Annotated in this window: 14 protein-coding genes; 7 read left to right on the top strand and 7 right to left on the bottom strand. The window is 49.6% G+C overall.

Annotated features, from left to right (window positions below):
* Positions 1–145 precede the first annotated feature (145 nt).
* The gene (fliD, locus tag ACQ6WK_RS05185) at positions 146–3,295 is read right to left on the bottom strand and encodes a flagellar filament capping protein FliD (RefSeq protein ID WP_432799683.1); all 3,150 of its coding nucleotides are present in this window, start codon (positions 3,293–3,295) and stop codon (positions 146–148) included.
* Positions 3,296–3,425: 130 nt separating this feature from the next.
* Between fliD and ACQ6WK_RS05180 the strand changes: the two genes are divergently transcribed.
* Both ACQ6WK_RS05180 and ACQ6WK_RS05175 read left to right on the top strand, forming a co-directional pair.
* Positions 3,426–5,360 carry an ABC1 kinase family protein gene (locus ACQ6WK_RS05180; protein WP_432799682.1) on the top strand — a complete coding sequence of 645 codons (1,935 nt, stop codon included), beginning with the start codon at positions 3,426–3,428 and terminating at the stop codon, positions 5,358–5,360.
* Positions 5,361–5,769: 409 nt separating this feature from the next.
* Entirely contained in the window at positions 5,770–6,570 is an 801-nt protein-coding gene (locus ACQ6WK_RS05175; RefSeq protein WP_432799681.1) for a helix-turn-helix transcriptional regulator, read from the top strand.
* Positions 6,571–6,589: 19 nt separating this feature from the next.
* On the opposite strand, the gene ACQ6WK_RS05170 is transcribed toward ACQ6WK_RS05175, so the two are convergent.
* Positions 6,590–7,516, bottom strand: coding sequence for a uracil-DNA glycosylase (locus ACQ6WK_RS05170; RefSeq protein ID WP_432799680.1), 927 nt, complete (start codon positions 7,514–7,516; stop codon positions 6,590–6,592).
* A 202-nt stretch (positions 7,517–7,718) separates the two neighbouring features.
* Between ACQ6WK_RS05170 and ACQ6WK_RS05165 the strand changes: the two genes are divergently transcribed.
* Both ACQ6WK_RS05165 and ACQ6WK_RS05160 read left to right on the top strand, forming a co-directional pair.
* On the top strand, positions 7,719–8,243 hold the full coding sequence (locus tag ACQ6WK_RS05165; protein ID WP_432799679.1) for a bactofilin family protein: 525 nt from the start codon (positions 7,719–7,721) through the stop codon (positions 8,241–8,243).
* Positions 8,244–8,343: 100 nt separating this feature from the next.
* Entirely contained in the window at positions 8,344–8,862 is a 519-nt protein-coding gene (locus tag ACQ6WK_RS05160) for a bactofilin family protein (RefSeq protein ID WP_432799678.1), read from the top strand.
* Between the two features lie 114 nt (positions 8,863–8,976).
* Here ACQ6WK_RS05160 and ACQ6WK_RS05155 read toward each other — a convergent pair whose 3' ends face one another.
* The 4 genes from ACQ6WK_RS05155 to ACQ6WK_RS05140 all read right to left on the bottom strand — a co-directional run bounded on the left by ACQ6WK_RS05155 (position 8,977) and on the right by ACQ6WK_RS05140 (position 20,657).
* Complete coding sequence (locus tag ACQ6WK_RS05155; RefSeq protein WP_432799677.1) at positions 8,977–11,031, bottom strand: DEAD/DEAH box helicase; 2,055 nt, start codon at positions 11,029–11,031, stop codon at positions 8,977–8,979.
* Positions 11,032–11,063: 32 nt separating this feature from the next.
* Positions 11,064–13,271 (bottom strand): hypothetical protein, encoded by a 2,208-nt coding sequence (locus ACQ6WK_RS05150; protein WP_432799676.1) that lies wholly within the window; start codon positions 13,269–13,271, stop codon positions 11,064–11,066.
* A 53-nt stretch (positions 13,272–13,324) separates the two neighbouring features.
* The gene (locus ACQ6WK_RS05145) at positions 13,325–15,253 is read right to left on the bottom strand and encodes an HlyD family efflux transporter periplasmic adaptor subunit (RefSeq protein ID WP_432799675.1); all 1,929 of its coding nucleotides are present in this window, start codon (positions 15,251–15,253) and stop codon (positions 13,325–13,327) included.
* A gap of 97 nt (positions 15,254–15,350) precedes the next feature.
* Entirely contained in the window at positions 15,351–20,657 is a 5,307-nt protein-coding gene (locus ACQ6WK_RS05140) for a glycosyl hydrolase family 18 protein (RefSeq protein WP_432799674.1), read from the bottom strand.
* A 1,015-nt stretch (positions 20,658–21,672) separates the two neighbouring features.
* Here ACQ6WK_RS05140 and ACQ6WK_RS05135 point away from each other — a divergent pair.
* From ACQ6WK_RS05135 to ACQ6WK_RS05125, 3 genes are all read left to right on the top strand, one after another.
* On the top strand, positions 21,673–22,584 hold the full coding sequence (locus ACQ6WK_RS05135; RefSeq protein WP_432799673.1) for an efflux RND transporter periplasmic adaptor subunit: 912 nt from the start codon (positions 21,673–21,675) through the stop codon (positions 22,582–22,584).
* A gap of 95 nt (positions 22,585–22,679) precedes the next feature.
* A complete protein-coding gene (locus ACQ6WK_RS05130) occupies positions 22,680–23,279 on the top strand; it encodes a D-sedoheptulose-7-phosphate isomerase (RefSeq protein WP_432799672.1) in 600 nt (199 codons plus the stop codon).
* Entirely contained in the window at positions 23,279–23,731 is a 453-nt protein-coding gene (locus tag ACQ6WK_RS05125; protein WP_432800376.1) for a YybH family protein, read from the top strand. The genes ACQ6WK_RS05130 and ACQ6WK_RS05125 overlap by 1 nt, the downstream gene beginning before the upstream one ends.
* Here ACQ6WK_RS05125 and ACQ6WK_RS05120 read toward each other — a convergent pair.
* The gene (locus ACQ6WK_RS05120; protein ID WP_432799671.1) at positions 23,721–25,355 is read right to left on the bottom strand and encodes an FAD-dependent oxidoreductase; all 1,635 of its coding nucleotides are present in this window, start codon (positions 25,353–25,355) and stop codon (positions 23,721–23,723) included. The two genes, ACQ6WK_RS05125 and ACQ6WK_RS05120, sit on opposite strands and share 11 nt — an antisense overlap.
* Positions 25,356–25,654 lie beyond the last annotated feature (299 nt).

The following is a 25,654-nucleotide window of genomic DNA, read 5'->3' as shown; positions in this document are numbered from 1 at the left end:
ATCTGAGCCTTAGCCCGATCATCATACTCCCACCCTCACTGTCCCATAATCTACACATCCGTGAACCTGCTCATCCTGCATCTGAAAATAACTTAAAAAAGTCAATTTTCTACTATATTTTTAGTGCCAAGCAAGCAACAACACACTAGTTATTCGACGTATTTGGTAGCTGTAGCGGTTGAATCTGCCCCAAGGCCGCACTCTGTGATTGCATATCCGCCAGCGCTTTTTCCATTGCCACAAACTGCGATTCGAGCCGCGCTCGCTTCGCTGCCAAACGCACATCAAAATCTTCGATCTTCTTGTTGTTCAATTCAATCTGACTGTCGATCGTGTCAAGCCGCCGTTGGATCGCGCCGCCTTCCCCATCAGTCAATGATTTGAGCAACTCATTAATCTCAACCCCAATACCGGATTCGACAATCACTTCTTTGCCGTCCGCATCTTCCTCAGTTTTCTTATAAGTGAACAGATCAATCACCGCTTCACGGTCGGTTTCCAAGGCAGTTTGAAGCTTTGCGGAATCAAACTGAACCTGCCCCTTACCGCCAACCGTAATGCCAATCTGATTCAAGCTGGTATACCGACCAGTCAACCCATTGTTGCCGAACAGGATCGCGTTATACATAGAAGTACGAACTGTCGACACCGCAAAATCACCCAAAAGCAACCCTCGCTCTTGCGTCTCGGCGTTGTAGCTGTCGTAGGTATCAAGCGTATTGACCAAACTGTTGAAGCTGTCAACAAAACCTTTGACCGCGTCGGTGATTGCATTATCATCCCGCCCCACCGTCAACTGAACCGCTTCCTGACTGGTTGATTTCAGATCAATCGTAACACCCGCCACAAGATCCTTAACCGTGTTGGTTGATGATGTAATCACCAGCGAATCTGCCACATTGCCTGCGCCGTAAAATACCACCGCATCCTGTGCTTCAGATAGATTAAATGCTCCTAGATCCGTACCGCCATCATCAAACACAAACGCGCCTTGCGAACCTTCTTTCGTGCTAGTCAAACTTAAACGGAAAGGCGCACTGCCTGAACCATCATTAATAATCGTAGCCTTCACACCAACATTACCATCATTGATCTTAGTCAGAATATCTTCAAGTGAATCGGTCGCTTCAACCTTGATGGATTTCTGAAAGCTGCCATCAATACCCTCACCGGGATTAGCCGTTTCACCTAGAATACCGAGGTCTGCAGCCGTGCTTGACCCTTCTTCTTCGATGATCATCTTCAGCGCACCGCCGCCGGTATCTTCGATCACGATCCCGTCGCCAGCATCATTAACCCGCGCATTGATATCAAGTCCGCGGCTATTAATCTCACTCAGCACATCTGCGATCGTAATCTCATTACCTTGTGTCAGATCAACGACTGCACTGCCACCCTTGCTGTCAGTGATGCGGAACTTACCACGTGACACACCCAGCGATTCAAATCGCGTTGACTCATTCACGTACTGATATTCAAGGCTACCACTATCGATCACATCACCATCATGCTCGCCCGATATTTTCAGGTTCGTAGCGGTTGCGCCGGTCACATCAGTGATCTGCACTTTGCCCGTGCCGCCCGAAGTATCTTTGAGTTCGATGCCAGAGCCAGCTTGATTCAATGAGGCCGTAATACCTGCGCCGCTGTTATTGATCAGATTCAAAATCTGACTCACACTACGCGCACTGCTTAAATCGACATCGGTCGTCGTACCTGCACGGTTACGGATTCGGATCGTACCCGGCCCCGACTCGCCATTAGGCAATGCCTCCGGCGAGGTATCAACACCAACAATCTCATTGGCAGCTACATCTTGATTCAAACCAAGCTCATTTACAGCAGGCTGACCACCAGAGGGAACACGGATGCGTAAGTTATTCGTTGTGCTGCCGGTGTTGTCGGTCGCTTTGAACGCATTACCGTCGATGCTAAGCGTCACCGCGCCACCTGTAGCGGTATTGATCGTGTCGATCAGATCCTGGGCCGTTAGCGCACCATCGATATCAATGTAATAGTCATCGCCATTACGATCCTGGATCTCAAATTCATAGAGCGCGCTATTACTGGTGGTGATACCTGTCCCATTAAACAGCGAGCTAAGCGGCGTATTCGGTAGAAGAATTGGCGGACCTAATCCACCAGCGCCAGCAAGGCCTTCTCCACCATTCAAATTCTTAAGTAGTTTCGAGTTGATCGCAGAGATCACACGATCACCTGCAATCACACCGTCCGCATCAACATCTGCTCCGAGAATACCGAGATCTGATGCTGCCTTTGAATCATTGAGTTCGGTCACCTCAAAAGCCGCACTGCCACCGCCCCCATCAGTGAGCTTCAAACTCACATTGTCGTCACCGATTGCCGCAGTCACCGCGATTCCTGCATCAGTTGCCGCAGTATTGATTTTGTCGATCACATCTTCGAGTGTCAGTGCACCCGAGATATCGACCGTAAAGTTTCCTGCCGCGGTATCAATCTGAAAATCGGGTTGGCCTTCTTTTTGCTGAATCCCCATACCATCATTCAGCGTCGCCAACTTTGTTGACAAGCCGACGGTGTTAATCGCTGTACCTGTGATCGTGCCGGTTGCCGAGCTACCAACAATGCCAAGGCTGCTTGCGGTCGTGCCGGTACCAACGTTTTCGACAATGAGATTAGTTGCCGTCCCGCCTGAATTGTCCGTCAACTGAAAACCGTCATCGGTATGCGTCGCAATCACGTTGACGCCTAGTGTGTTGTTGATCTTGTCGAGTACATCATTTACCTCAACTGCAGTACTCAGATCCACGAAGGCAGAATTGCCGGAACGATCCGTGATGCGGATCAAGCCACGCTGAACGCCTTCGCCACCGTTGAGATTTGCAAGCTGGGTTTTTGAATCCAGCCGCGCCAAGCCTGATTCAACGGTGAAAGTTGTATCGAGCCCGAGCGCTGTGGTGCTATCGGTAAAACCGCTGGTTACAGTTTGTTGCGACGCAACCAGCTGATTCACGACAAAACTGTAACTACCAGGAATAGCCGAGACGGAACTACTTGCGGTGAGAACCGATTCGTTAGATGAAGCAATCGTCGTCTGAGTGAAAGCAGTCGTGGTCGACAGCGAATCCGCGTTGCTTTTCACACCAAGCAACTGCGCATTGATTGCTTGAAACGCGGTCTTCTGTGAAGTCAGAACCGCATTGTTTCTTTCGATGCTCTGTTTGGGTCGGGATTCAATCGCGATCAACTGGTCAATAATCGCTTTTTGATCGATGCCGCTAATCAGCCCGACGCTGGAGGTAATCTGGCCCATGGTGGACCCCCTATCTCTGCCTACTGGCACACAAATATAAAACCGTGTCTCTTTTATCGACCCGAATCAGCCGCTGACTTGAAACCTGAAGTGCAAATTCACCCTGACGCATATATCGATAAGCAATTATATGTCAAATACTTGCAATCGAATGTCCGATAAGGACCGCCCCTTGCGGCTGGTCCGCATTCCCGAAAAATCCATACAAACCCCATCACATGAAACAGGAAGTCTCGCCGCCACTTTGCCGAAGATGATCATGGAGCATACCGAACGTTTTTTCACCTCATTACCCCCCCCCTCAAGGGTCACCGGTATGCCGCTTGCCAACATTCGATCCACCGTCAGAAATGCCAAGCGATACGCCGAAATCGCACATGTCCTATTACGGTATGGCTTCACCGATATCCTGACCATGACAGGACTCAGCCGCTTCCTTCACCACGACAGCATCACCGAAGACAAGAAGAAGAAAAAAGCAGAAAAACGTAGAAGAAAACATCCAAATCGGATGGAGCTCCCTCATGACGATATCCGCGATCTCGCGGAGCTTCCAAGACCGACCCGCCTCCGCCACGCACTTGAGGAACTGGGTCCAACGTTCATTAAGCTCGGCCAAATCCTCTCCACCCGTGGCGATCTCCTCGAAGATGAATGGATCAACGAACTAAAAAAACTCCAAGATGACTGCCCACCTTTCCCCTACGAAGAAGTCGACCGCATCCTGCAACACGAATTCCCAAACAAACTCGACGATCTTTTCTCATCAATTTCCGAAGAGCCACTTGCCGCCGCATCCATGGCACAAGTCCACAAAGCCACGCTTATCGACGGCACACCTGTCGTCATCAAAGTTCTCCGCCCTAAAATTCGCGAAACCATCGAAGCTGATATGAGCATCTTGGAACAGCTCGCACAAATGGCTGAGCGACACGATCTCACCTCAGGATTCAGCCCCACAGAAGTCATCAAAGAATTTTCCAGTGAACTCAAGAAAGAAGTTGATCTCACCACTGAAGCTCGCTCATGCGACCGCTTAAACGCAACCTTCAAAGACAACCCCAACATCAGCTTTCCCACCATCTACTGGCAAGCCACCACTCGCAACGTTGTCACGATGAGTGAAATCGTTGGCCTACGATTTTCTCAATACGAGCCCGGCAAGCTCCCTACCGATGAGCTGCACACCATCATGGGCCATTGCACTGATGCAGTTTTCCATATGTGTCTAGAAACAGGGTTCTTTCATGCCGACCCACATGCAGGCAATCTCTTTGCCCTTGATGACGGCAAAGTTTGTTTCATCGACTGTGGTATGACCGGACAGATTGATAATCGTACAACTGAAGACCTCGGTGATCTTGTCGGCGGCGTCCTCATGCAAAATGTCGATCGTGTCATACGCTCAGTATCTTCACTCACTGATGTAGATCCTGATATCGCGCAACAAAGAAAGTTTCGCAACGATGTTTCTGAATTCATATCACACTTCCGAACTAATACAGTTTCGCAACTCAACTTTGCGGCACTACTCGGCGAGTTCTTTGAACTCTTGCGCGAGTACCACATCCAATGCCCCAGCGACCTCGTCTTCCTCATCAAAGCACTTACCACAATCGAAGGTGTTGCTGAACAGCTTGATTCATCTTGGGATTTAGTTGGGCATGTTGAGCCGCATATCAAGAAACTCGTCCGCCGACGTTACACACCACGTGCCATCCGCGAACGGGTCATACGTGTCCTCACAAAATATGTTGATGTACTAGAAGAAGCACCTTCTGATCTACTCGGACTTCTTAACCATCTCCGTCACAATCAGATGACTGTTAATTTGGACCTAATCAAGCTTGATAAAATTGACAATACGGTTGAGCACGCATCCCGCAGCACTTCACAAGCACTCATCATCGCGGCACTGGTCATCAGTTCATCAATCCTGATTCTGTCTGATCGGATCGCCACAACGACAGGCTACCTTATTGCCCTCGGTGTGATCGGTTTTGTTATGGCTGGGACCATGAGTATGTGGCTTTTTCTGACAACCTATTTTCGCAAAAGAAAATAACAACCCTTTGCTATCTTGGTTAATAAAGTCTCACGAAAAACAAAAACAGAAGAGTCGGTTAACCTGATTTGCTCCTTGTTTTATGCACAATTTAAACGCTGTGAGGTGACATCTGTTTGGCACTCAGCATTATTCTATTTATAGCGACCTCTGATGATATTTAGATATCCTTTATCCGTTAAGTGCTTGCCAATCCAACACTGAAATCACACGAACACCGAAATTTTCCTGATGCGTATCAAATTTCCAATACAATCTTCCCTTTATTTGCACATTTGGACTTGCAAGATTCGCTCACAGATGAATAATGCGGTGCCAACAGGGCTTAATATTTCCAAGACGAAACTTAGCATTAAGCAATCACCCTACTCAGCCGTTATGAGTAGATCGATTCATCAAAACGGATCTCATGCAGGACGAAGCCAAGACATTCAAACAGCTTGATTCCGCACTCTTCGGCTCACTCATCCATGCAATCGAAGTTACAGCCCGAGCCATTGGTGCAAACATCGCGGCAGGTAAAATTTTTGATGTGCCGGGCGAACTACTCAGTAGCTATGTATCTCTGGTTGATATCACACTGCCAATCAATGCTGTAACTGAGCTTCAGACTTGGCCGGACGACAAAGAATCCATCTTCGAACATTTCTACAACCGTGATCTCCGTGACAATATCTTACATATGCAACGGGATATGGGTGTTCTCTTCGGTGAAAACAAACCATGCAATATGTTCGAGCATATTGAAAACCATCACAAAGTTGTCGATGTACTTTGCTTGAGTTGTACGCTCAATGAATCCACATGGGGCAAGCTTATTTTTATACGTTGCGGCGAAAGCGAACCCTTTGGCCAATCCCATATCGACACACTCAAACGATTCAAGCCTTCAATTGCACGGCTATTGCTGCTCGGACTCAAACGCGAAACCTTACCTCAACACGAGTCATACATGACCTCGTTCCCCAATCAAAACACCGCAGCAGAGCTACTGCTTAAACTCAGTAAGACCGAGCGCATTGTGTTTGATCACTTGCAAACCAATAAAACCGAACGTCAAGTAGCTGAGATTATGGATCGATCTCGCCATACAATCCACGTTTATGTTAAGAACATCTATCGCAAACTCGGTATCTCTTCACGTAAAGAATTACTTCAACTGTTTGATGGTGTTGCCGACCTCGAAGAAGAGGAAACTCTCACCGTCTAATTATCAATTAGTCACGACTTCAACCGTTAACTTTTTCCATTGCAGCCTGAAGATCCGACCAGACCTTCATGCGGTTTTCTTTCGTATATTGGCGTAACAGGTAAGCTGGATGAAACGTCGGCATTACTGGTATCTCCGGCTTCACCCCTTTGTATGCACACCACCGCCCGCGTAGTCGTGTGATTCCTTCACTAGTTTCCAACAATAACTTCGCTGCTGGCCCACCCAACGTGATGATCACCTTTGGCTGAATAATTGCAATTTGCCTTTGCAAATAATCGCGGCATGCTTCCACCTCAGTCACGATCGGCGTACGATTGTTCGGCGGCCGGCACTTTACCACATTCGCAATGTACACATCCTCCCGTTGCATTCCCATCGCGCTGATCTGCTTTTCAAGCAACTCACCTGATCGACCAACAAAAGGTCGCCCTTGCACATCCTCGTGATACCCCGGCCCCTCCCCCACAAACATAATCGCTGCTTCCGGGTTTCCCTCCCCAAACACCGCATGCATCCGTCCTTCATGCAATGGGCACTTTCGGCAATCTCGTACTTCCTCCTCATACATCGCTGACAGTTTTCCAACCTTCGCATCAAGAGCCAGCACAGGCAATTCAATCGGCTCAGTACGCGGCGCCGCCCCCGCAGCACCACCATTTGCTGAGGGAGTCATCGGTAACGAACTTGATCGCATCGTCACAGGGGTCGGCCTAGCCGGCGCTGAACTGATCTGTGAAGCACTAGTATTTGGTGCTATCGCCTGAGCCTTTTGATGACCCGTCTCCCCCATTTGTCCCATAACCTGCTGTGCCCTTCCACGGCTCCCCGCTGGTAGAACATGATCGGTCCCGCTACCAATTTCACACGGCACGGCATCAAGACCGAGCAATTTATCGGTAAGCACGTGTTGCCGGGCTACGCGGCTTGGATTTTGAGGGGGCATATCACTCATCTCTCTCAAGCATACACGGAAACGGACCCGCTCTCTAGCCGCCCCAGCCGGGTATGGTCCGAGAAAACCGCCAAAATTTATCCACCAATCCCTTTTAAATTGTTTTTACACAATTCACCCGCGATTCCCGATGAATTAGAAGCCCGGCAAAAGGAAACGCCGAACAGACCGACTGAAACGGAGCTTAATACACATGGCACAAACTTCTACCAACAAAACCGTACTCGGCCCTGACTGCCGCATCTCTGGTGAACTCTCACTCGATAACGATGCGGTCATTATGGGTCAATTCAAGGGCACACTCCGCGTCAGCGGAACGCTCGAACTCGCAGACTCTGCTGAAGTCGCTGGCACGATTATCGTCGGCAACCTTCGCCTTTCAGGTCGCGCAGAAGCAGACGTCATCGCTGAAGATGGCATCGAATTGCTTCCTGGTGCACAACTGATCGGGCAGATCTACACCAGCCGCCTAAATGTTGTCGAAGGCGCCGTCTTCCAAGGCGATGTTTGCGTGGGGCCAAAGGCTATGGAAGCCGCCGGCGAAGTCCTCGCACAGCAAAACATCTCCATGCCTGAGCCATCTGAAACTTATGAACAGACTGACGAAGAGATGATTGAAGAAGCCGAAGCAGCAGTTAAGCCAACCGTACCCGGCTCCGTCAACGCCATCCTTCAACGTCGTCGTTCAAAGGTGCTCTCTGCTCGCGGCGTGCAATAAATCAAACTGACGTCTAATCACCTAATAGACCATCTGCCCTGCACACAGAAGAAAATCTGTATGCAGGCGCGATGCTCTAGAGAGTAGCGGCTAAGCCTCTATGCCTATCAAACCGGCATTAGTTGCGTTTCATCCTCGAGGCCCAAAGCCTCAGGCCGTTCGCCCGGTCATGTGTCCGCATTGTGGCAACAACTTCGAGATCTCCAAACGCGCGATCTCTGTCCGTTGCCCCGCATGCACCAGACCGCTTCAGTTCTCCGACTTCACGCTCAATAGCCGCGTTGAAGGCGACGTCTCCACCATGGGACACATCGAACTGGATCATCAAGGCGAAATGAACGGTCGGCTTGTTTGTGGACAGCTTACAAGCGCAGGGAGCTTTGAGGGCAAAGCCCTCGTCTATGGACCGATCGCCCTTCAAGGCGCATCGCTGACCACTGGCGAGCTCGTTGCCAAAGCACTCTCAGTTACCACCGGCGCGACCTTTCGCGGCAAAGTCAACATTTGCCCTAAACCGAAGATCAGTCCTACACTCCGCAGACTTGCAAACCGCCCACTCCGCAAAACCCCAAAACGCATGACCTCCGCCACCACTTCAAATTTTCAACCTATTCACTAATTAGATCGTACGCAATCAATAAAAACCGCAGGGCATTTGCCCTGCGGTTTTTTGTCGCGCAAACAAGTGATCCCTCATTATTGCGACGCCCAAGCACCTTATATTTTCAGTGAATTAGTGTTCAAGCCCAGCAAACCCCAAATTTTTTCGCAGCCAATCGTCTTGCTTCAAAACAGAGCGGCGCTGGCCTTGCGCTCGCCGCTGCGCACGATCTTGCGCACGATCCAAAGACCGACTTCCCCGCCCCTTTAAGCCCACCATTCGTGCTAGCCTGCTCGCGCCATACCGCTTTAATAATTCGTCCTCATGCGAGGCAAATGAGATCGCGGTTCCCGGATCGCCTTGCCGCCCTGCGCGTCCGTACAGCTGTCGATCCACACGCCCAGATTCATTCCGCTCCGCAGATACCACATGCAACCCACCTATTGCTTTCACTTCATCGGTGAGTTTAATATCAGTCCCGCGCCCTGCCATATTTGTCGCAACTGTCACTCGCCCCATTCCGCCAGCTGCTTTCACAATCTCGGCTTCCTCACCGTGCTTTATTGCGTTCAAAACCTCGTGTTCTATCCCACGCTTAGACAACAGCTCACTTAGCCGCTCACTATCCTCAACACTTTTGGTTCCAGCCAACACCGGTCGCCCCGTCTGATGTACCCGCCCAATCTCATCCGCAACAGCTTCCCACCTCTTCTCACTACTCGCATACACCTGCTCCGGTAACTGTTCCCTCTGCAACGGCTTGTTCGTTGGAATCTTGACCGTTGGTAAACGATACATCTGCCACATCTCATGCCGCGCCTCCCAACCCGTCCCCGTCATCCCGCCAATCCGTGGATACATGCGGAAAAATCGCTGAAAACTGATCCTTGCCAGTGTTTCTTTCGCCCCTGTAATTGTCACGCCTTCCTTTGCTTCAACCGCTTGATGTAATCCCGCCCGCCAAGTTCTGTCGGCCATCAATCGACCGGTCGATTCATCGACAATCACGATCTTGTCGTCATCTATCACATACTGTTCGCCCTTACGGAACAGATGGGCTGCCGTAAGCGCCTGCGTAACCCATTCACCGCGCATCCGCGCACTCTGCCAAATACCCTTCAACCCTTCACACAAATGTTCAATATGCTCACGACCCTGATTGGTCAGCTCTACCTCTTGATGCCGTTCGTTCACCTTATAATCAATGCTTTCTTCCAATCGCAAGGCCATCTGCCGTGCTTCAAGAAATGCATCTGATTCCTGACCATTTGAACTATCTCCCGAAATAATTAATGGTGTCACACTTTCATCAATCAAAATTGAATCCGCTTCATCGATCACCGCCGCAGCTAAACCACGCATGACCAACTTATCTGCGCTGCCTCGCCGCCCAGAACGAACACGATCCAAAATCGCACCAGTTAAGCCTTTCACCTCACCCATCTGCAATTTGTCTCGCAGATAATCTGCGGCCACGTTTTGATGCGTTGCATACGTTACGTCACAGCCATACGCTCGAGTGCGATCTTGCGGTGACATCTCTTGCGTCACCGCACCGACCGTCAAGCCACAATATGCATACACCGCGCGCATATCTTCTGCATCACGACTCGCCAAATAATCATTCGATGTCATCACATGGACACCCTGTCCACGCCAACCTTCCAGCACCGCGGGCATCGTCGCCGTCAATGTCTTCCCTTCACCCGTCGCCATCTCTGCAAGGCAATGACGTGTGATTGCTAACGCACACGCTACCTGATTCTGGTAGTGTGCCATCCCCACAGCCCGCCGTGAAGCTTCACGTACAGCGGCCAGTGCTTCAAGTTGAAGCACCTCATCGTCTTTGTTACGTCGATATCTCTCACGGTAGTTTTCAAGCTTATTTTTAAGAGGTTTTTCACCCAAGCTCCTAAATCCATCTGAAATCTCCAGTACCTTTGTTGCCTTCTTCATCAATACCTGGGTTCGAGGATACCAATTCACAAGGCGAGCAACCCCAGCATCCCAGTATGCATCCATCCCCTGCAATAACTTCTTTGCTTCTTTATCCCCTTTAAGCGGCTGCCACTTCCGACACAACTCCCACGCAAGCTGATCTTTAACCCGTGGCATATCATCAACACGTGACAAACCGTTTTTATCCCCAAATATCACTCGCTCACCTTGATTCAATCGTGCTTCCATTACTTACCTTCTAATGTGCGTTTAGATCATCATTAAATCTGGAATCGACTCTGTACCAACTGCCGGAACGATCGCCATCCCTGCGTAAGAATCGTTTGCTTTGGCAATTCAAACCGCACCATCACTCTCTGCCCCGGATACAATCGAAAATCAGCCAACTCCTTTGGATTTATATGTACCTCAAAAAACACCTGCTCTGCCATCATTTCTTTACCATCCTCACCACCTTCTTTCATCATCACTTCACCACCCGCTTGTTGAGATAAAGCCTCGGCAGGTAAATCTCGCTGACCTGCCGAAATTACGCGTTCTATCGTGCCATCTAATCGCAAATCAGGTCGTCCCTGCACCATGATCTCAACTGACACATCTTCATCCCGCATACCATATAATCGTGGCCCTAAAAACTGATCCGCCGCCACTACAATCTTCATATCATCCAAAGACGCAACCTCCCCCAATTCTTCTCCCCGCTGCACATAGTGCCCCACAACTGAATCTTTGTTACCCACCATCCAGTTCCCCTTGATCGGAGATGTTACGCGTAAATTTTCAACATCTCGCCCTGCTCGTTCGATCTCTTGTTTGATCGCATCCAAGCGCTCTCGCATCGCCATTGATGTTGCCACATTGTCTTCTCGATGCTTTTGATACTCCGCCTGATACTCACGTTGCTGTGCTTCTAATCCCTGTAATTCAAGCTCCAAGTGCGCATTCCGCAGTTCAACCATCACCTGCCCTCCAGGCGTCACCGCAGCCCCACTTGGCAGCACGTTCTCAACATACCCCTCACTCTCCGCATACACCGTTGTAAATTCATCCGGCTCCACTATTCCTTGCGCGCGACTACGGTCGGGCATCGGCACTGCTCCCACAAGCACACCCGTCATCAAACCAAACCCTGCTGTGATACCGATCGCTCTTGATCGCTGTCGTGCTAATTCACCACTTGTGAATAAATAATGCATCCATTTGCTAAACGGCACAATCACCATCCCCACTAACGTACTCACACCCATGATCATCCCCAGAATAAACAGCTTGTCAGCAACAAAAAGAATAATCCCCAAAGAAATAAAGACACGGTAGATGGCCGACCCAATCGCATACACCAAGAGCCAACCATGCTCTGCCCGACTATGTGACGGGTCATATGCTTTCTTCACGCCATAAACATATTTCTTAATCACGTAATACAGATAGGACTTGCTCCGCTGCCCGAGGTTCGGCATCTCCGTCAGGTCACTTAAAATGTAATATCCGTCGAATCGAATCAACGGGTTTGCATTAAACAAAAATGTCGACACACTTGCGATGAAAATCATGTTGTATGCCAGCCCATGCGTCAATGTTCCTTGCGCGGTGTTCGCCCACACAATGGCTGCAATCGCCGCGACAGCTAACTCTAGATACATCCCCGCCGCACCAATAAACGCACGATGCCATTTGTTACGCAACGTCCATGAACTACTCGTATCCACATATGGCATTGGAATCAGTGCAACAAACATCACCCCAAATGTGTGTACCTCTCCTGCAATCCCTTCAACCCCACCACGATTCTCCTTCTGACCAAAGTATTTACACGCAAAACCATGTCCTGATTCGTGAATCAACTTGATCACGACCGTACATATATATAACCACACCAAGTTACTTGGTGATAGCACAGATGATGATTGCAGAAAGAACGAATCGCCCTGACTGATCACAGTAAACAAACCCACACCAATCAACACAAACCACATCACCATCCCCACCGGTCCAAATGCCCAACCAAACACCGGTGTCCATCGATTCAAAAAACGATCCGGATCCCACACCGGAATTTTTGAAAAAAGCAGGTTCATCATATATCCGCTCACCTCACGCCGTACACGCTCACGCTGTCGTTCAAACATCCCCGCAACGTCCGGCGTAATCTCTGCATCTAATAAATTACTCTGATATAACTGCCCTAATGTTTGAATCACTTCACCTTGTGTTGGGGCTTCATCCCCCAAATCACCGCAACACCGCTCCCATGCCGCATTCACATCTCGCTGCCCATCAAGCAATCCTACCAAGTGATAGCTTGGCTCATCCAAGCGGTAAAACTGATTATTCGCCGGATCACGAAGGATATGCCAAATCTGACCGCGATACTGCTGTCGTGTCGTTTGCACTACTGATCGCAACCGTGGTTTGAGTTCCGCTACACGGTACCAACTCTCACTGAATGTTGGCCTATCTACCGCCATCTTAACTCCTGAGTAATTCATCTAACCGTCAATTAGGCCATTTATCAAAACTTCTATATCCATAGCTTCATTCGCACCCAGTTCACCGCCCCGCGCGTCCACTTATTCACCATGCTAGTCGTTCCAACATCCACCTTTGCCAATCCTTGCATCCCCGGGCGCATCCATGCTGGCAAACCATCCAGCTTGACCCTTACCAGAAAAACATTCTGTCCCTGCCGTACTTGTGCAATCGGTTCAATTGATTCCACCACAAATCCGATATAGCGTCCCGGATTAGCAGCACTCGATAACTCACCACGTTGTCCCAACTCTACATCATTGATCCGATCCTCTGGCACATACAACTCCGCACGCAAACTATCAATTGGTGCAACCTCATACAGCACTTCTCCACGTTGTACCGCCCCACCTGTCCGTGGTTTCAAGTTTCCATCAATTACGATCCCCAACATTGGACTTCGCATTGCAGCATCTTCTATATCATCATCCACAATCCCGATTTCCGCTTGCTTCGCATCTGCTTTTGCCTGTGCGATATGAACATCCACGGTGTTTCCTTCCCTCCGAGCGATATCTGCTTCAATCCTGTTCTGCGCAAGTTCCGCCACAAGAGACGCACGACGCAATCGTAATTCACCTGTTGAGAGTGTCGCCAATACCTGTTGATCATCCGTCACAACATCGCCCGGTTCCGCATATACTTCTTCAACATATCCATCAAACGGAGCCGCAATCACTTGCCGTCGCACTGCATCAATCATGAACGGCGACTCAACCGTATCTGTCACCGGCCAGAAGAACAAAAATCCAAGTGCAATACTCAAACCAACCACTGCGACCTTAACCCACGTATGCGTCGGGCCAACAATTTTTTTACCGGCTTCTTTCGCGCTATCTGCCAACTTCGTACCGATCCACTTGTTCGCCTCTTTCAAATCATCTACACGTGGCGCAACTAAATTGCACAATAGCCGCAACCCCTCTAAACCCTGTTCATCAAGTGCCCGATCTATGGGCATCTCAACGGTCAACACTCCAATCACTTCCCCTTCCCGACGAAGAGGAAAACTATATACACATTCCGGCCCATAGCGATCGCTTAAACGTTTGGCCTGCCGTGCTATCACCGAACTCTCTGGTGAAGCTGGCCAGAACACCTCGATATCTTGATCGTAACTCTCTTCCATCACCCCCTCGAGATCATGGATTAGCTGCATTTTTCGACTGAAATGTTCCGTCTGATTCAGGGCCACCATTTTCACGTAGGCGCCTTGTTGCAAACCCAATGCCACACGATCCGCCCGCCAAACCGTTGCCACTTCATGGCACAATACCATAGCTGCCGACTTATACTTGCTATGCTCGTTAAAACGATCCAACACCTCCATAGCATGTGTGATGATCGTCATATCCTTGTTTTGCTTACGCATCTGATTACGTAAATCAAAACAGGTGTACGCGCTCTGTGTCAGCTTCAGACCATTTGCACGATCTCGTGCGACCGATTCATCGGCCACAGTTACATAGAACACCCCCATCACGCGATGAGCCTGCTCATAGATCAGTGGCAAATAAATCAGATACTCTTGCTTCCCAACTTCCTTCGAGCTTTTTTTCTGTGCACAGTATTTCTTTAAATATGCTTGCTTTGCATTCGACACCGGTGGTACACGTTTCAGTGCTCCGCTTAGCCAATCGGGCATTCCGGCTTTTCTTTCATGACTAGGCCTTGCCGCAAGTACTGACCAACTCCCCTGCTCAGCCCCCTGCTCGATAATCGCCCCTGCACTTGCTCGTGCGACCAAACACTGAACTGCCAACAGCTGTTTGATAAACTCTGGGAAATTACCTTCAAATCTCTCTAGCCGATCAATCCAAAGTGTCGTGTCAAAACTGAGCGCCTTGCCCCGATCACCGGTTCCACGATGCTGTTTCACCGTACCGCCGCGAGCCGCTTTTGTTTCCACATCTTTAACCAAAATGATCTCCCATAAATGCCAATATTCAATCCAACCGGAGAAGAGATAAAAGCCATCAGTTGATTTCTCAACTGATGGCCAAAGTATTGCGAATCTTTTACACGGTCACACCACGAAGCAATTGATCAGCTACCTGCAACACCAAGCTATCAGGATGATCCGTTTCACGCAGGTCGTTACTAAGTTCCCAGAACATCATGCCACCAAGATTGTATTCTTTGACATAATCAATCTTAGCCTGCATCGACCGTGCGTCTTCAATCGTGATGAACGTGCCACCTGCGATGTTCTTCGCATACACATAAGTTGCTTGCGCCGACTCATCATAGTAGAACTGGTACTCGTCCGGGTTGTTCTTCACAAGCTCATAAACATCACGATACTCATAATAGCCCTTCTCGATACCGCCCTGCGCAAGGCCTGATGCTGCCTGATGCAAACCATTGTTCACATCACTCACACCGCTCCAACCAAAGCCATACAGAGGAGCGCCAAGAGTAATCTTCTTCGAATCAACGCCTGCAGCCAAGAACTCTTGGATCGCATAGTCAGCGTTGTATCGCGAATCAAGATTGGTATTCGTATCAGAGTTGTATAACCCAGATAGGTGACCAGTTTGTGTTGCATCCCAGCGGCCATGGAAGTCGTACGTCAACATATTGTAGAAGTCGATAGACTCTGAAACTGCCTGCAAATCAACATGTGCAAACTTGTCATAACCCGCAGACACTGCCACCGACAACTCATAATCATTGCCGTCAATCTGTGACTGTGCATCCAGCTGCGCCCGTAGTTCTTCGATAAACAACGTAAAGTTTTCACGGTCGTTCGGGCTTTCGCTGTTGCCTTCAAGCCCGCCACCACCTGGGAATTCCCAGTCTATATCGATCCCATCAAAGCCATACTGCAACATAAATTGAACAGCATTCTCTGAAAGAATCTCACGGCCAGCCTCTGTCGACACCACATCAGAGAAGTGCGCGGACAGAGTCCAACCGCCCAAAGCAATCATCGTCTTCAGGTGTGGATTTTCTGCTTTCAACACATTCATCTGATTGTAGTTGCCGCGTACTTCCTGATCCCATGTATCGCCAGGGAAGGTCTTTTCGAGAGCTGCATAGCTATCGAATACCTCCACACCACCCTGCGCGTTCACGTCCGCAAACGCATAGATCAGGTGTGTCAAGTTGTCCGCAGGTACGTCCGCGATGTCATAGCCGCGCTGGTAGATCCCCCATTCTGGGAAATAGCCAACTACGCGGAATTCGTCGTCGTTCAATCCTTCCGGAGCTTCGCCGTTCTCGCCGATGATCACCACACCAGCACGAGCGATTGACAACTTCGCGTTTTCCGCGCCAAACAGCACGACATCAAACTGTTCATTGTACTCATCAATGTTGTCGCCAAGGATGCCGACCGCAATCGTCCCTTGCGTCTGGCCAGCTTCGATCGTCACAACGCCACTGGTCGCAACATAATCTTCACCCGCAACAGCGGTACGGTTTTGTGTGCGATATTCAATCGTCACCGCTTCATCTGAAGGTTCATCAATCGTCACCGTCACCATGACCTGCTTCTGCCCATCATGTGAGTCAGTTACGCTCACGCCTTCAATCGATGCGTTCGGCAAGGCCGCAATCGGATCGGTCACACCATCATCAACATCCGTGCCATCACCCGGCGTGCCGGTTCCAGGGGTTCCAGTGCCAGTATCTGGATTCGTTACCACCGCAGCCGTACCGTTGAACACAACGTCACTAATCTGCAGATTAGACGCATCACCGCTGCCGCCAAAACCAATTGTCACACTGCTACCAACGGCTAGCCCACCGTTCCAGTCAACATTGCTCACGCTATATCGACCTTCACCCAAACTTTCATACGTGCCGTTCCATAAACTATCGATGCTTATACCATCCGGCAGTGTGAACTCAACAGTCCACGCATCAATCGGGCCGTCCGTCGTATTCGTCACTGTCAGCGATGCATTAAAACCGCTGCCCCAGTTCGAATCGACACTGAGCGCCACCGCAGGATTCACATCCTCACCAACATCTGTGCCGCTATCGCTGCCATCATCAGTACCGGTATCCGTACCATCGTCCGGCGTGCCCGTGCCCGGATCAACAACGCCATCGTCACCAGTTCCTGTACCCGGATCGACAACATCGCCGCCGTCATCACCGTCACCTGTATCCGTACCATCATCTGGAACTGGTTGGATCACGACATCACCATCACCCGGCACATCCGTACCATCATCCGGTGTCCCACCATCACCAGTCCCGGTATCGCCGCCAGGATCAATTCCTGTATCCGTATCAGGATCGGTCACACCCGTATCACCATCCTCGCCTGGCGTACCGGTTCCCGGAGTTCCTGGAGTCGGTGTCACAACCGGTGCGACAGCCAAACCATTGAATACTACATCACTCACTTCAATACCATCACCCGCAACACCCGCGCCTACAAAGCCTAATGTTGCTGAAGCGCCGGCTTCCAACGTGCCATTCCAACTTGTATTACTCACGCTAAAGCGGCCATCACCAAGATCGGACACTTCGCCATTCCACAAGCTGCTGATACCAATCCCGTCTGGCAACGTAAATTCAATTGTCCAATCGCTCACCGCACCTTCTGTTGGATTAGTTACAGTCAATGTTGCAGTGAAACCGTTACTCCAAGCCGAATCGATACTGATGTCAATTGCAGGATTAGACGCTACCACATCTGTGCCGTCATCCGGCGTACCGGTATCATCGTCACCTGTGTCACCGCCATCGCCCGTTCCTGGGTCGACCACCACGCCGCCATCATCCGGCGTCTCATCAGTTGGCGTACCTGTATCACTACCATCATCACCACTTCCGGTATCATCGCCCGGATCAACAACCACACCACCATCACCAGGACCCGGCACGACATCGCCACCAGTTTCGCTTAAATCAACCGGATTTTCATAGTATTCCTGCACCTTCGAGATGAACCAGTAACCATCCGTTGGCGGGTCACCCACACCATCGGTACTGATCCCCACGCCAGCGCCGAACAAGATCTGTGTTACACCTGCATCGCGCGCCTTCTCGAACGCACCAGCCCATGTGATCTGATCACCATCAACTGTCACGCCGCCGCTACCATCAGCATCGCTACCAAAATAATCCACGCGACGCTGATCACCGGTAAATGTATCACCAAAGAAGTATGTTCCAGCTGAATCCTCATAACGTGCCGTCGTATTTGGCAAGTCTGCAAATTGATCGCCCGTATATGGACTCACAGATTGACTTCCGTTGATATGACCCACAGGAATCTGCCACAACGTCACTGGGCGTTCCGTGGTTTCATGCAATGTCTTAGTAAACAGAAGGTAGTTATCCCAGTGATCCTGATTCCAGAACCACGTACCACTTTCAGGGTCCGCCGCCGCACCACTCTGATAACCTACCGCATCCAAACCATATTTATCAATAGAGACAAAATTGGCACCATAACTTGTTACACCTGCGTTGATGTAGTAATCCGCAATCTCACGCGCTTCGTTCACGATCGCCTCGCGGCCAGCTTCAATGCCAAGGCTATCGGTAATGCGGATCAAACCTGTCGAAGGAATCCCCACCGTAATACCCGGCGAGGCCCATAGATTAAACTGCCAACCAAAATCAACATTCGCATCCGCATTGCTGATCGAATAGTTAATCGCCTGAATCAATCCCTGAACGGTATTGTCGAAATCAGGATCAACACCACGTTCAAGCAAGCCTGCCGCATACGCCTGATCTGTATACGCAAATACTTGATCCGCGGGCACTTGGCCAAGCTGCATCAAATACCCGATAAAGTCCGGTTCTAGAATAAACTCGACCTTCTCATCTCCCGCAATTTCTTCAATCGTATCCAGAGCATACGCCAAATCTTCAAAGTACCCGCGCATGTACTCTTCACTATTTAGATGCTCATTATTCGTGTAATAGCTCTCTCCGCCATCTGGAATGTTGTAATACACAAACTGCGGCGTGAACCCAAGCTTCAAACTCTCACGCAGATAACTCTGCAATCGCTGGCCATCCTGCCAGCTTCGCCAACCATTCTCTGGCCCACCATTCAAATAGATATAACGCGAGTCCACACGCTTATTCGTCCCATCATCGCCATCTCCGAAATCTTGCCAGAACCCGATATCCGCAGCGCTATCTTCACTCACACTACCAACCGCCAAATAATCGGGTCGCCCCGGTACTTCGCCTTCTGGCGTCAACACACGTACACCAATAAAACGTTCTTCACCCGTCTCAGAATTCAAAATCCGAATAGAAGCGCGCCCAGCCGCAAGCCCTGTTACTTCTAATTCACCATTGGCATTTACATTCACATCAGCTACGCCATTGTTGTTTGTGAAAACCTCAAACGATTCGTTTTCACTAGACAAATCATCGAGCGAAAATGCCGTTGTCCCCTGCTCTACCGTTAGCTGTAAAGCCTGATCCCCCGCGTCAACCTCATCAATCACGATCAAGCTCGCACCATTCGTCGACTTCGCCGAAGTCGCGCTGATACTGCTGCCTTCATCATTGATCAAACGCACTTGATATTCATACGTACCATAGTCGTGGCCAGAGATATCAATCGATCCTGTTTGCGTCGCACCTAGTGTATCGAAGTCACCGCTTGCGATAACCTCTCCGTTCTCCAACAGCTCCCAACTCGTCGCTGCCGCACCACTATATTTAGCAAAGTTCACCGTAAATTCGCCATCACTCGGCTTCGCATCCAGAATATTCACTGAAGCAACTGATGGTGCACCTGTCCCTGTGGTTTCGCCCGTCCCGGTGCCCGGTGTCACAGTACCACCACCTGGCGTACCAGCATCAGGCGCAGCTGCACTGGTCGTCACGTCTGTGATCGTCGCGCCACTACCGTCATATGCGCTACCACTGGTAAAACCAATTTCTACACTCTCACCCGGCTGAAGTGCCGCAGCCCATGATGGACTCGAAATCGCGAATCGTCCTTCACCCAAGTTCTCAAACTGCGCATTCCACGCACTACCAATATTGTGCGAACTCTCAAATTCCACACGCCAACTCCCCCACGCCTCCTGACTATTGTTCGTGAGTGTAAGCGATCCCGTAAAACCGCTTTCCCATTGATCCGTTGCACCAAGCGTCAGGTCTGCATTTTGCTCAACACTTTCAGCTGCTGCTTCAATCGCGGCAGAGACAACGTCCTCCTGCACAGCAGCTTCATCTCCTAACGGACTCGCACTCATCATCAGCCGCTGCTCTAAAGTTTCCAAACCCTTAGGAGCTTGTTCTTTCTTTCGATTTCGTTTAGAACGTTTCGACTTAGATACTGCCTTTGATTTTTTGTCTTCATTTCCACCGTTTGAACCGCGACTAACCATGCCAAACTCCTGATTACTTTCAAGGTTAACTTTAATGTGTGTGTTAATCATGCCCGCAAGCTTGCGCAACATATATTAAAATTGAAGCAATGAAATCCACCATGAATTTCACAACAACACTTCAATGTTGGCAGCTGCTCACAGTTTGAATTTACAAAATCCAATCAACGCATCCGACACTCGGGCGATGCTGACCATCATCCACCTCGGTTACCTGTAAACAAAACTTGCCAACATATTGATGGCTTACACCTGACCACAAATCAATGCATCACCGATTTCATTTTGACCCTGCATACAAACAGTTCTTCCGAACGGCTGCAACTGGACACGCATACATCACGCAAACACCTGTAAAACAAGTGCTTGAAGTCCATTACCGATCACATGCCGTACTTATTCCCATGGGGAAACATCTAACAAATGCCTCACCCATATCAAAGCATGTTCTCGTGACTTTTCTACGTGTCACAGCTACAACAATACCCTTCATGCTGCACCAGAGATGCATCACCGCACACCTAAAACTCATGCGTAATGACGGTTTACATGCATCCCTACCACAACATACGATGCATTCATCGCAGCCATAGCAGAATCAAACAAGATGTGTATAAAAAATCGATCAATCACATGTAGCCGGATAAACAACACCGTGAAGAATGATTCATATCAATAATAGTGTTGCGTGGATGAACTTGCGTAACTGGGTTACACCCCTGATCCAACCAGCTTTCATGTACACACAAAAATAGGTTTTGATTAGATAATTGCAAGCCTATTTTCCAACTCCGCAAGATAAAGCGACGACTTTTAAATCAACCTGCAAGAAGATACTGAAAACATTCGTCATCCGCTGATACTAAGTACATTGCCTGTCATGATTTTTCATAAATACACTTGCCTATGCATCACTATCACGAAATGATAATGAGTAAAGATATTCACAATGTGCAATTAATATCCTCTATCAGACTAACGCACATGCAACATGATTAAACCCTCAGGTACCCATATGAATCACATTCTCAACACAAGAAAATCTTTTTGTACGGTATTGCTCGCAACTTGCATCATATTCTTCTCACTGTCATCCTCAGCCTTTAGCCAAAATAACGATGGCACCAATACACAAACAAAGATCGATCTTACGAAGCACGAGGGCGTCGTCATCCCTTCCCAACAAGTTCAGCTCATTGCCCCATTCCCGGGTATCCTTCAAGAGATCAACGTAAAAGAAGGAGATCGCGTCACGCAAGGTGAAAAACTTGCCAACATGGACGACCGCATTCAAATCTATACCGTGTCATTGGCACAACAGCAGGCAGAATCTGACGCTGCCATCAATCGTGCGCAAGCCGCACTCGACGAAGCACAACTCGTTCATGACCAAACCCTCCAAATGGTCGACCGTCACGCTGCTTCACAATTTGAAGCCCAAAGAGCTGCCGTCCTGCTCTCCCAAGCCAAAGCCGACCTCCAACTCGCAAGAGAAAACAAAGCGCAGATGCAAACCAACCTTCAACTCGAATCGCAGCGTCTTGCACAACATCGCATCGAAGCACCATTCACAGGACAGATCATTCGCATCAGTACGGAACCAGGCTCATCCATTAACGACGAAGATCCCATCCTCTCCATGGCCTCCCTCTCTCCGCTCGAAGTCAATCTCTATCTCCCCATCGCTCTGTTCGGCCAACTCCAGCAAGGCCAAACCTATGCACTCCACGCTCAATCACCCATCAATAAATCCCTTCCCGCAACACTTATTTACATCGATCCAATCATCGATTCTGCTTCCGAAACCTTCCGCACTGTCTGGACCATTCAAAATCCAGACTACACTCTCCCCGCTGGCTTCACCGTCACACTCGCCGACATCGCCCCATCATCCACATCCTCCGCAGATTCCTCAGCTGCTAAGTAACCTGAATACAGCCTTTCTTGTACAATAATCACACCTCGGCCGCACACCGTGATGCGCCGAGGATCTATACGCAATAAGCACAACGCAATCAGCTAATGAACAATCACAACCCCACCACCAACGATCATATTGCCGCATCCATCACTGACAGTGCGAGCCTAATCTCACAACTCCATAGCCTTATCCCAGACATCAAAGCCGTCTGCGATACTATCGTTTCCGCACTACAGAACGGTAACAAGATCCTCACCGCAGGACACGGTGGCTCTGCAGCAGAAGCATTACATATGTCCGAAGAATTTGTCGGCCGCTTCATGCACGATCGCCAGACACTCCCCGCTATCTGTCTCGTCTCCGACGGACCACTGCTCACATGTATCGCCAACGACTACGGCTTCGAAGCACTCTTCCCACGACAACTCCAAGCACACGGACAATCCGGCGACGTCCTAGTCATCTTCACAACCTCCGGCAACGGCAAAGGTTTTGAAGCTTGCCTCGACCATGCTGAACAACATGGCATCCTCACTGTTGTGATCTCTGGCAAGACAGGCGGCGCACTCAAAGACCGGCCCACACACCAACTCATCATGCCCTCCAGCGCTACTGCCCGCATCCAGGAGGCACATCAACTGATCATGCACATCATTCTTGAAGCCGTCGAACGAGCTTACATGCCAGATGCAGAAGTTTAATCTTAATCATTAAAAGCACACACATAACGCCTCAAAAATTCATACAAGCATATGAATCCACAGTAAACAACCACGAACTCAAGCAAACACTGAATATGATTGATGAACACGCGGTTTATTGGTTTAGTGACGGCAGTAGCCATGTGAACAAAAATGAAATCGAGAACGCAATCCGCCGTAACTTTGAGATCATTAAAAATGAAACCTACAGCATCAACGATCTCAAATGGCTCACAATCTCTGAAAATATAGCTGCCTGTATTTATCGCTTTCGCTGGACAGGCACCATCAACAACAAGCCAGCTTCTGGATCTGGCCGAGGCACCAGTATTCTTACCCATAAAAACGGCACGTGGCTGGTAATCCACGAACACCTCAGCAAAGAAGCCGCCCCACTTCGTAATAACAACATTAACTTTCAGCCAACATCATCCAATGTGACTAGAACGTAATCTCAGACCAATTTAGCTTCACCCCCTCCTGCACCAACCTTTCTCGAATCTCCTCAACTACGCCTCTGTTTCCATAAATCCCCTGCATACTCTCACCCCGCGCGATGCACTCATCCGCTAACACACCTGCCACCTCACCCACATTCCACTCGATCGGATGCTCACGTGCACAACCATTACTCAAATGCGTCGTCCCAAAATTCTTGCATGCTGGCAATAAATTCTTCAGTCGCACCGGCACCAAGCTCCCCATCGGAATCTCGTACGGATACGTCGGCACATAACACGAGGTATCTCCACCTGTCGATGGATGCAGATCTAGATGATAATGCCCCTGCCCAACCGAATCCCAGAACCGCGCTGCGTGCCCCCCGTAACCCTTTGCATCACAGATCGCCTGACTCAAATGATTTTCCGTCAGCGTAAACATCGCCTTAATCCGTCGGCTCTCACGAATGTAAATACTCTTTGCAAAGCCATCCGCCGTCCCAAGTACATCTCCACGCATTCGCAATCCCGGATACCCCACACCACCATCAAGCCGAGGCCCTTCTGTCTGCATCCAGTAAAACCAGCACAAACTCAGCTCCTTAGCCTTCTGTCTGTGCATCGCCGCATCCTCGACCTCATACACATTCCCTCCGTAATAATCATTCTGCGTCCAGTTCACCATTGTGATCCCCGGCAAAAGTGAATCTCTCCCACCACATCCCCCCGCCCATGACAGATCACCTCTAAACAACTTTGGATCAAATATCTGACGATAGCCCCACCACGAACAAACTTCACTACGCCCCTCTCCCTCACGTGGCCATTCTAAGCGCATATTAGATCGATCTGCATCAATATCCCCTTCTACACAATCCTGCCACTGAAACACCTTCCCATGCCAGTCAGGATTGTGCGTATACCGCGCCTGCCGCCAAACCTCATAACCCTCCGGCTTATCAATCACACAATCCCCCTCAACATGATCCATCGCAAAACACCATGTCACTCCTTGCATGTTCAAGGGCTGCATCTCAGCTGGCGCACTCGGCTCGTTATGTTCATCCTGAGATTCAAACCCCGTCGCATACTCGCATCCTACCAGCGGCAACAACTCCCCCACCTCCGTTGCATCAAGCACAACTTTCCCACAAATCACATATTCTTCCCCATCTTTCTCACGCACCGTCACACTCTTCACTTCATCTCCCACAACCTCTGCACTCACCGCCTTCACCTCATACATCACCTTAAGTAAATCACGTTGCTCAAACGGCAAGAGCATCCCGCGAATCACATCAAACCCAACCCCCGGCAAATGACACAGGTAACTCACCCATCCGCCACCCGGATTGAAATGCAAATCCTTCTTCACTTCATCACGCAAAGGAAACCATGTGCGATAATAATCGCGCACAGCATCACGATATTTGTGATATCGCCGCGTCCCATACTGCCGGCTTTCAATGTACTTACTCTCATCCGGCGGCACCGCCTGTGCCGTCATCTGTCCACCCACCCAATCTGTTTCTTCAGTCATTACCACCTTCCGCCCCGCTTCGCATGCTGCGATCGCAGCAGCAACACCACCCAAACCTCCGCCCACAATCAAAACGTCACACTTAACCTCTCGCATCGCTTCGCCTTTCGTGAATCAAAACCATGCCGCAGCGCACCGCACTACCCAGCGCCGCGACGCAAGCAACAGACCCACTGCAAAGCTTCGTCACCTCTCATCCGACATTCTAACACACGCAGCAGTCTCACTTTCCTTCCCTAGAGTCCATGCTGCAGCACACCCCAAACCTTCAAACTGCTGCGCACCATATTTCTCTTATGTCATTCAAGACAATGACTTATACTTGCCGGACTAAACAGAGGAAAAAAAGCTTTTTTTATCTTATAATGTAGTCTGGCGAGATACCATTCTTATCT

It is taken from the genome of Poriferisphaera sp. WC338 (assembly GCF_050931845.1).
Taxonomy (GTDB): domain Bacteria; phylum Planctomycetota; class Phycisphaerae; order Phycisphaerales; family Phycisphaeraceae; genus Poriferisphaera.
The sequence above is the reverse complement of the archived record's forward strand: the minus strand, read 5'-3'. Positions and strand labels throughout refer to the sequence as shown.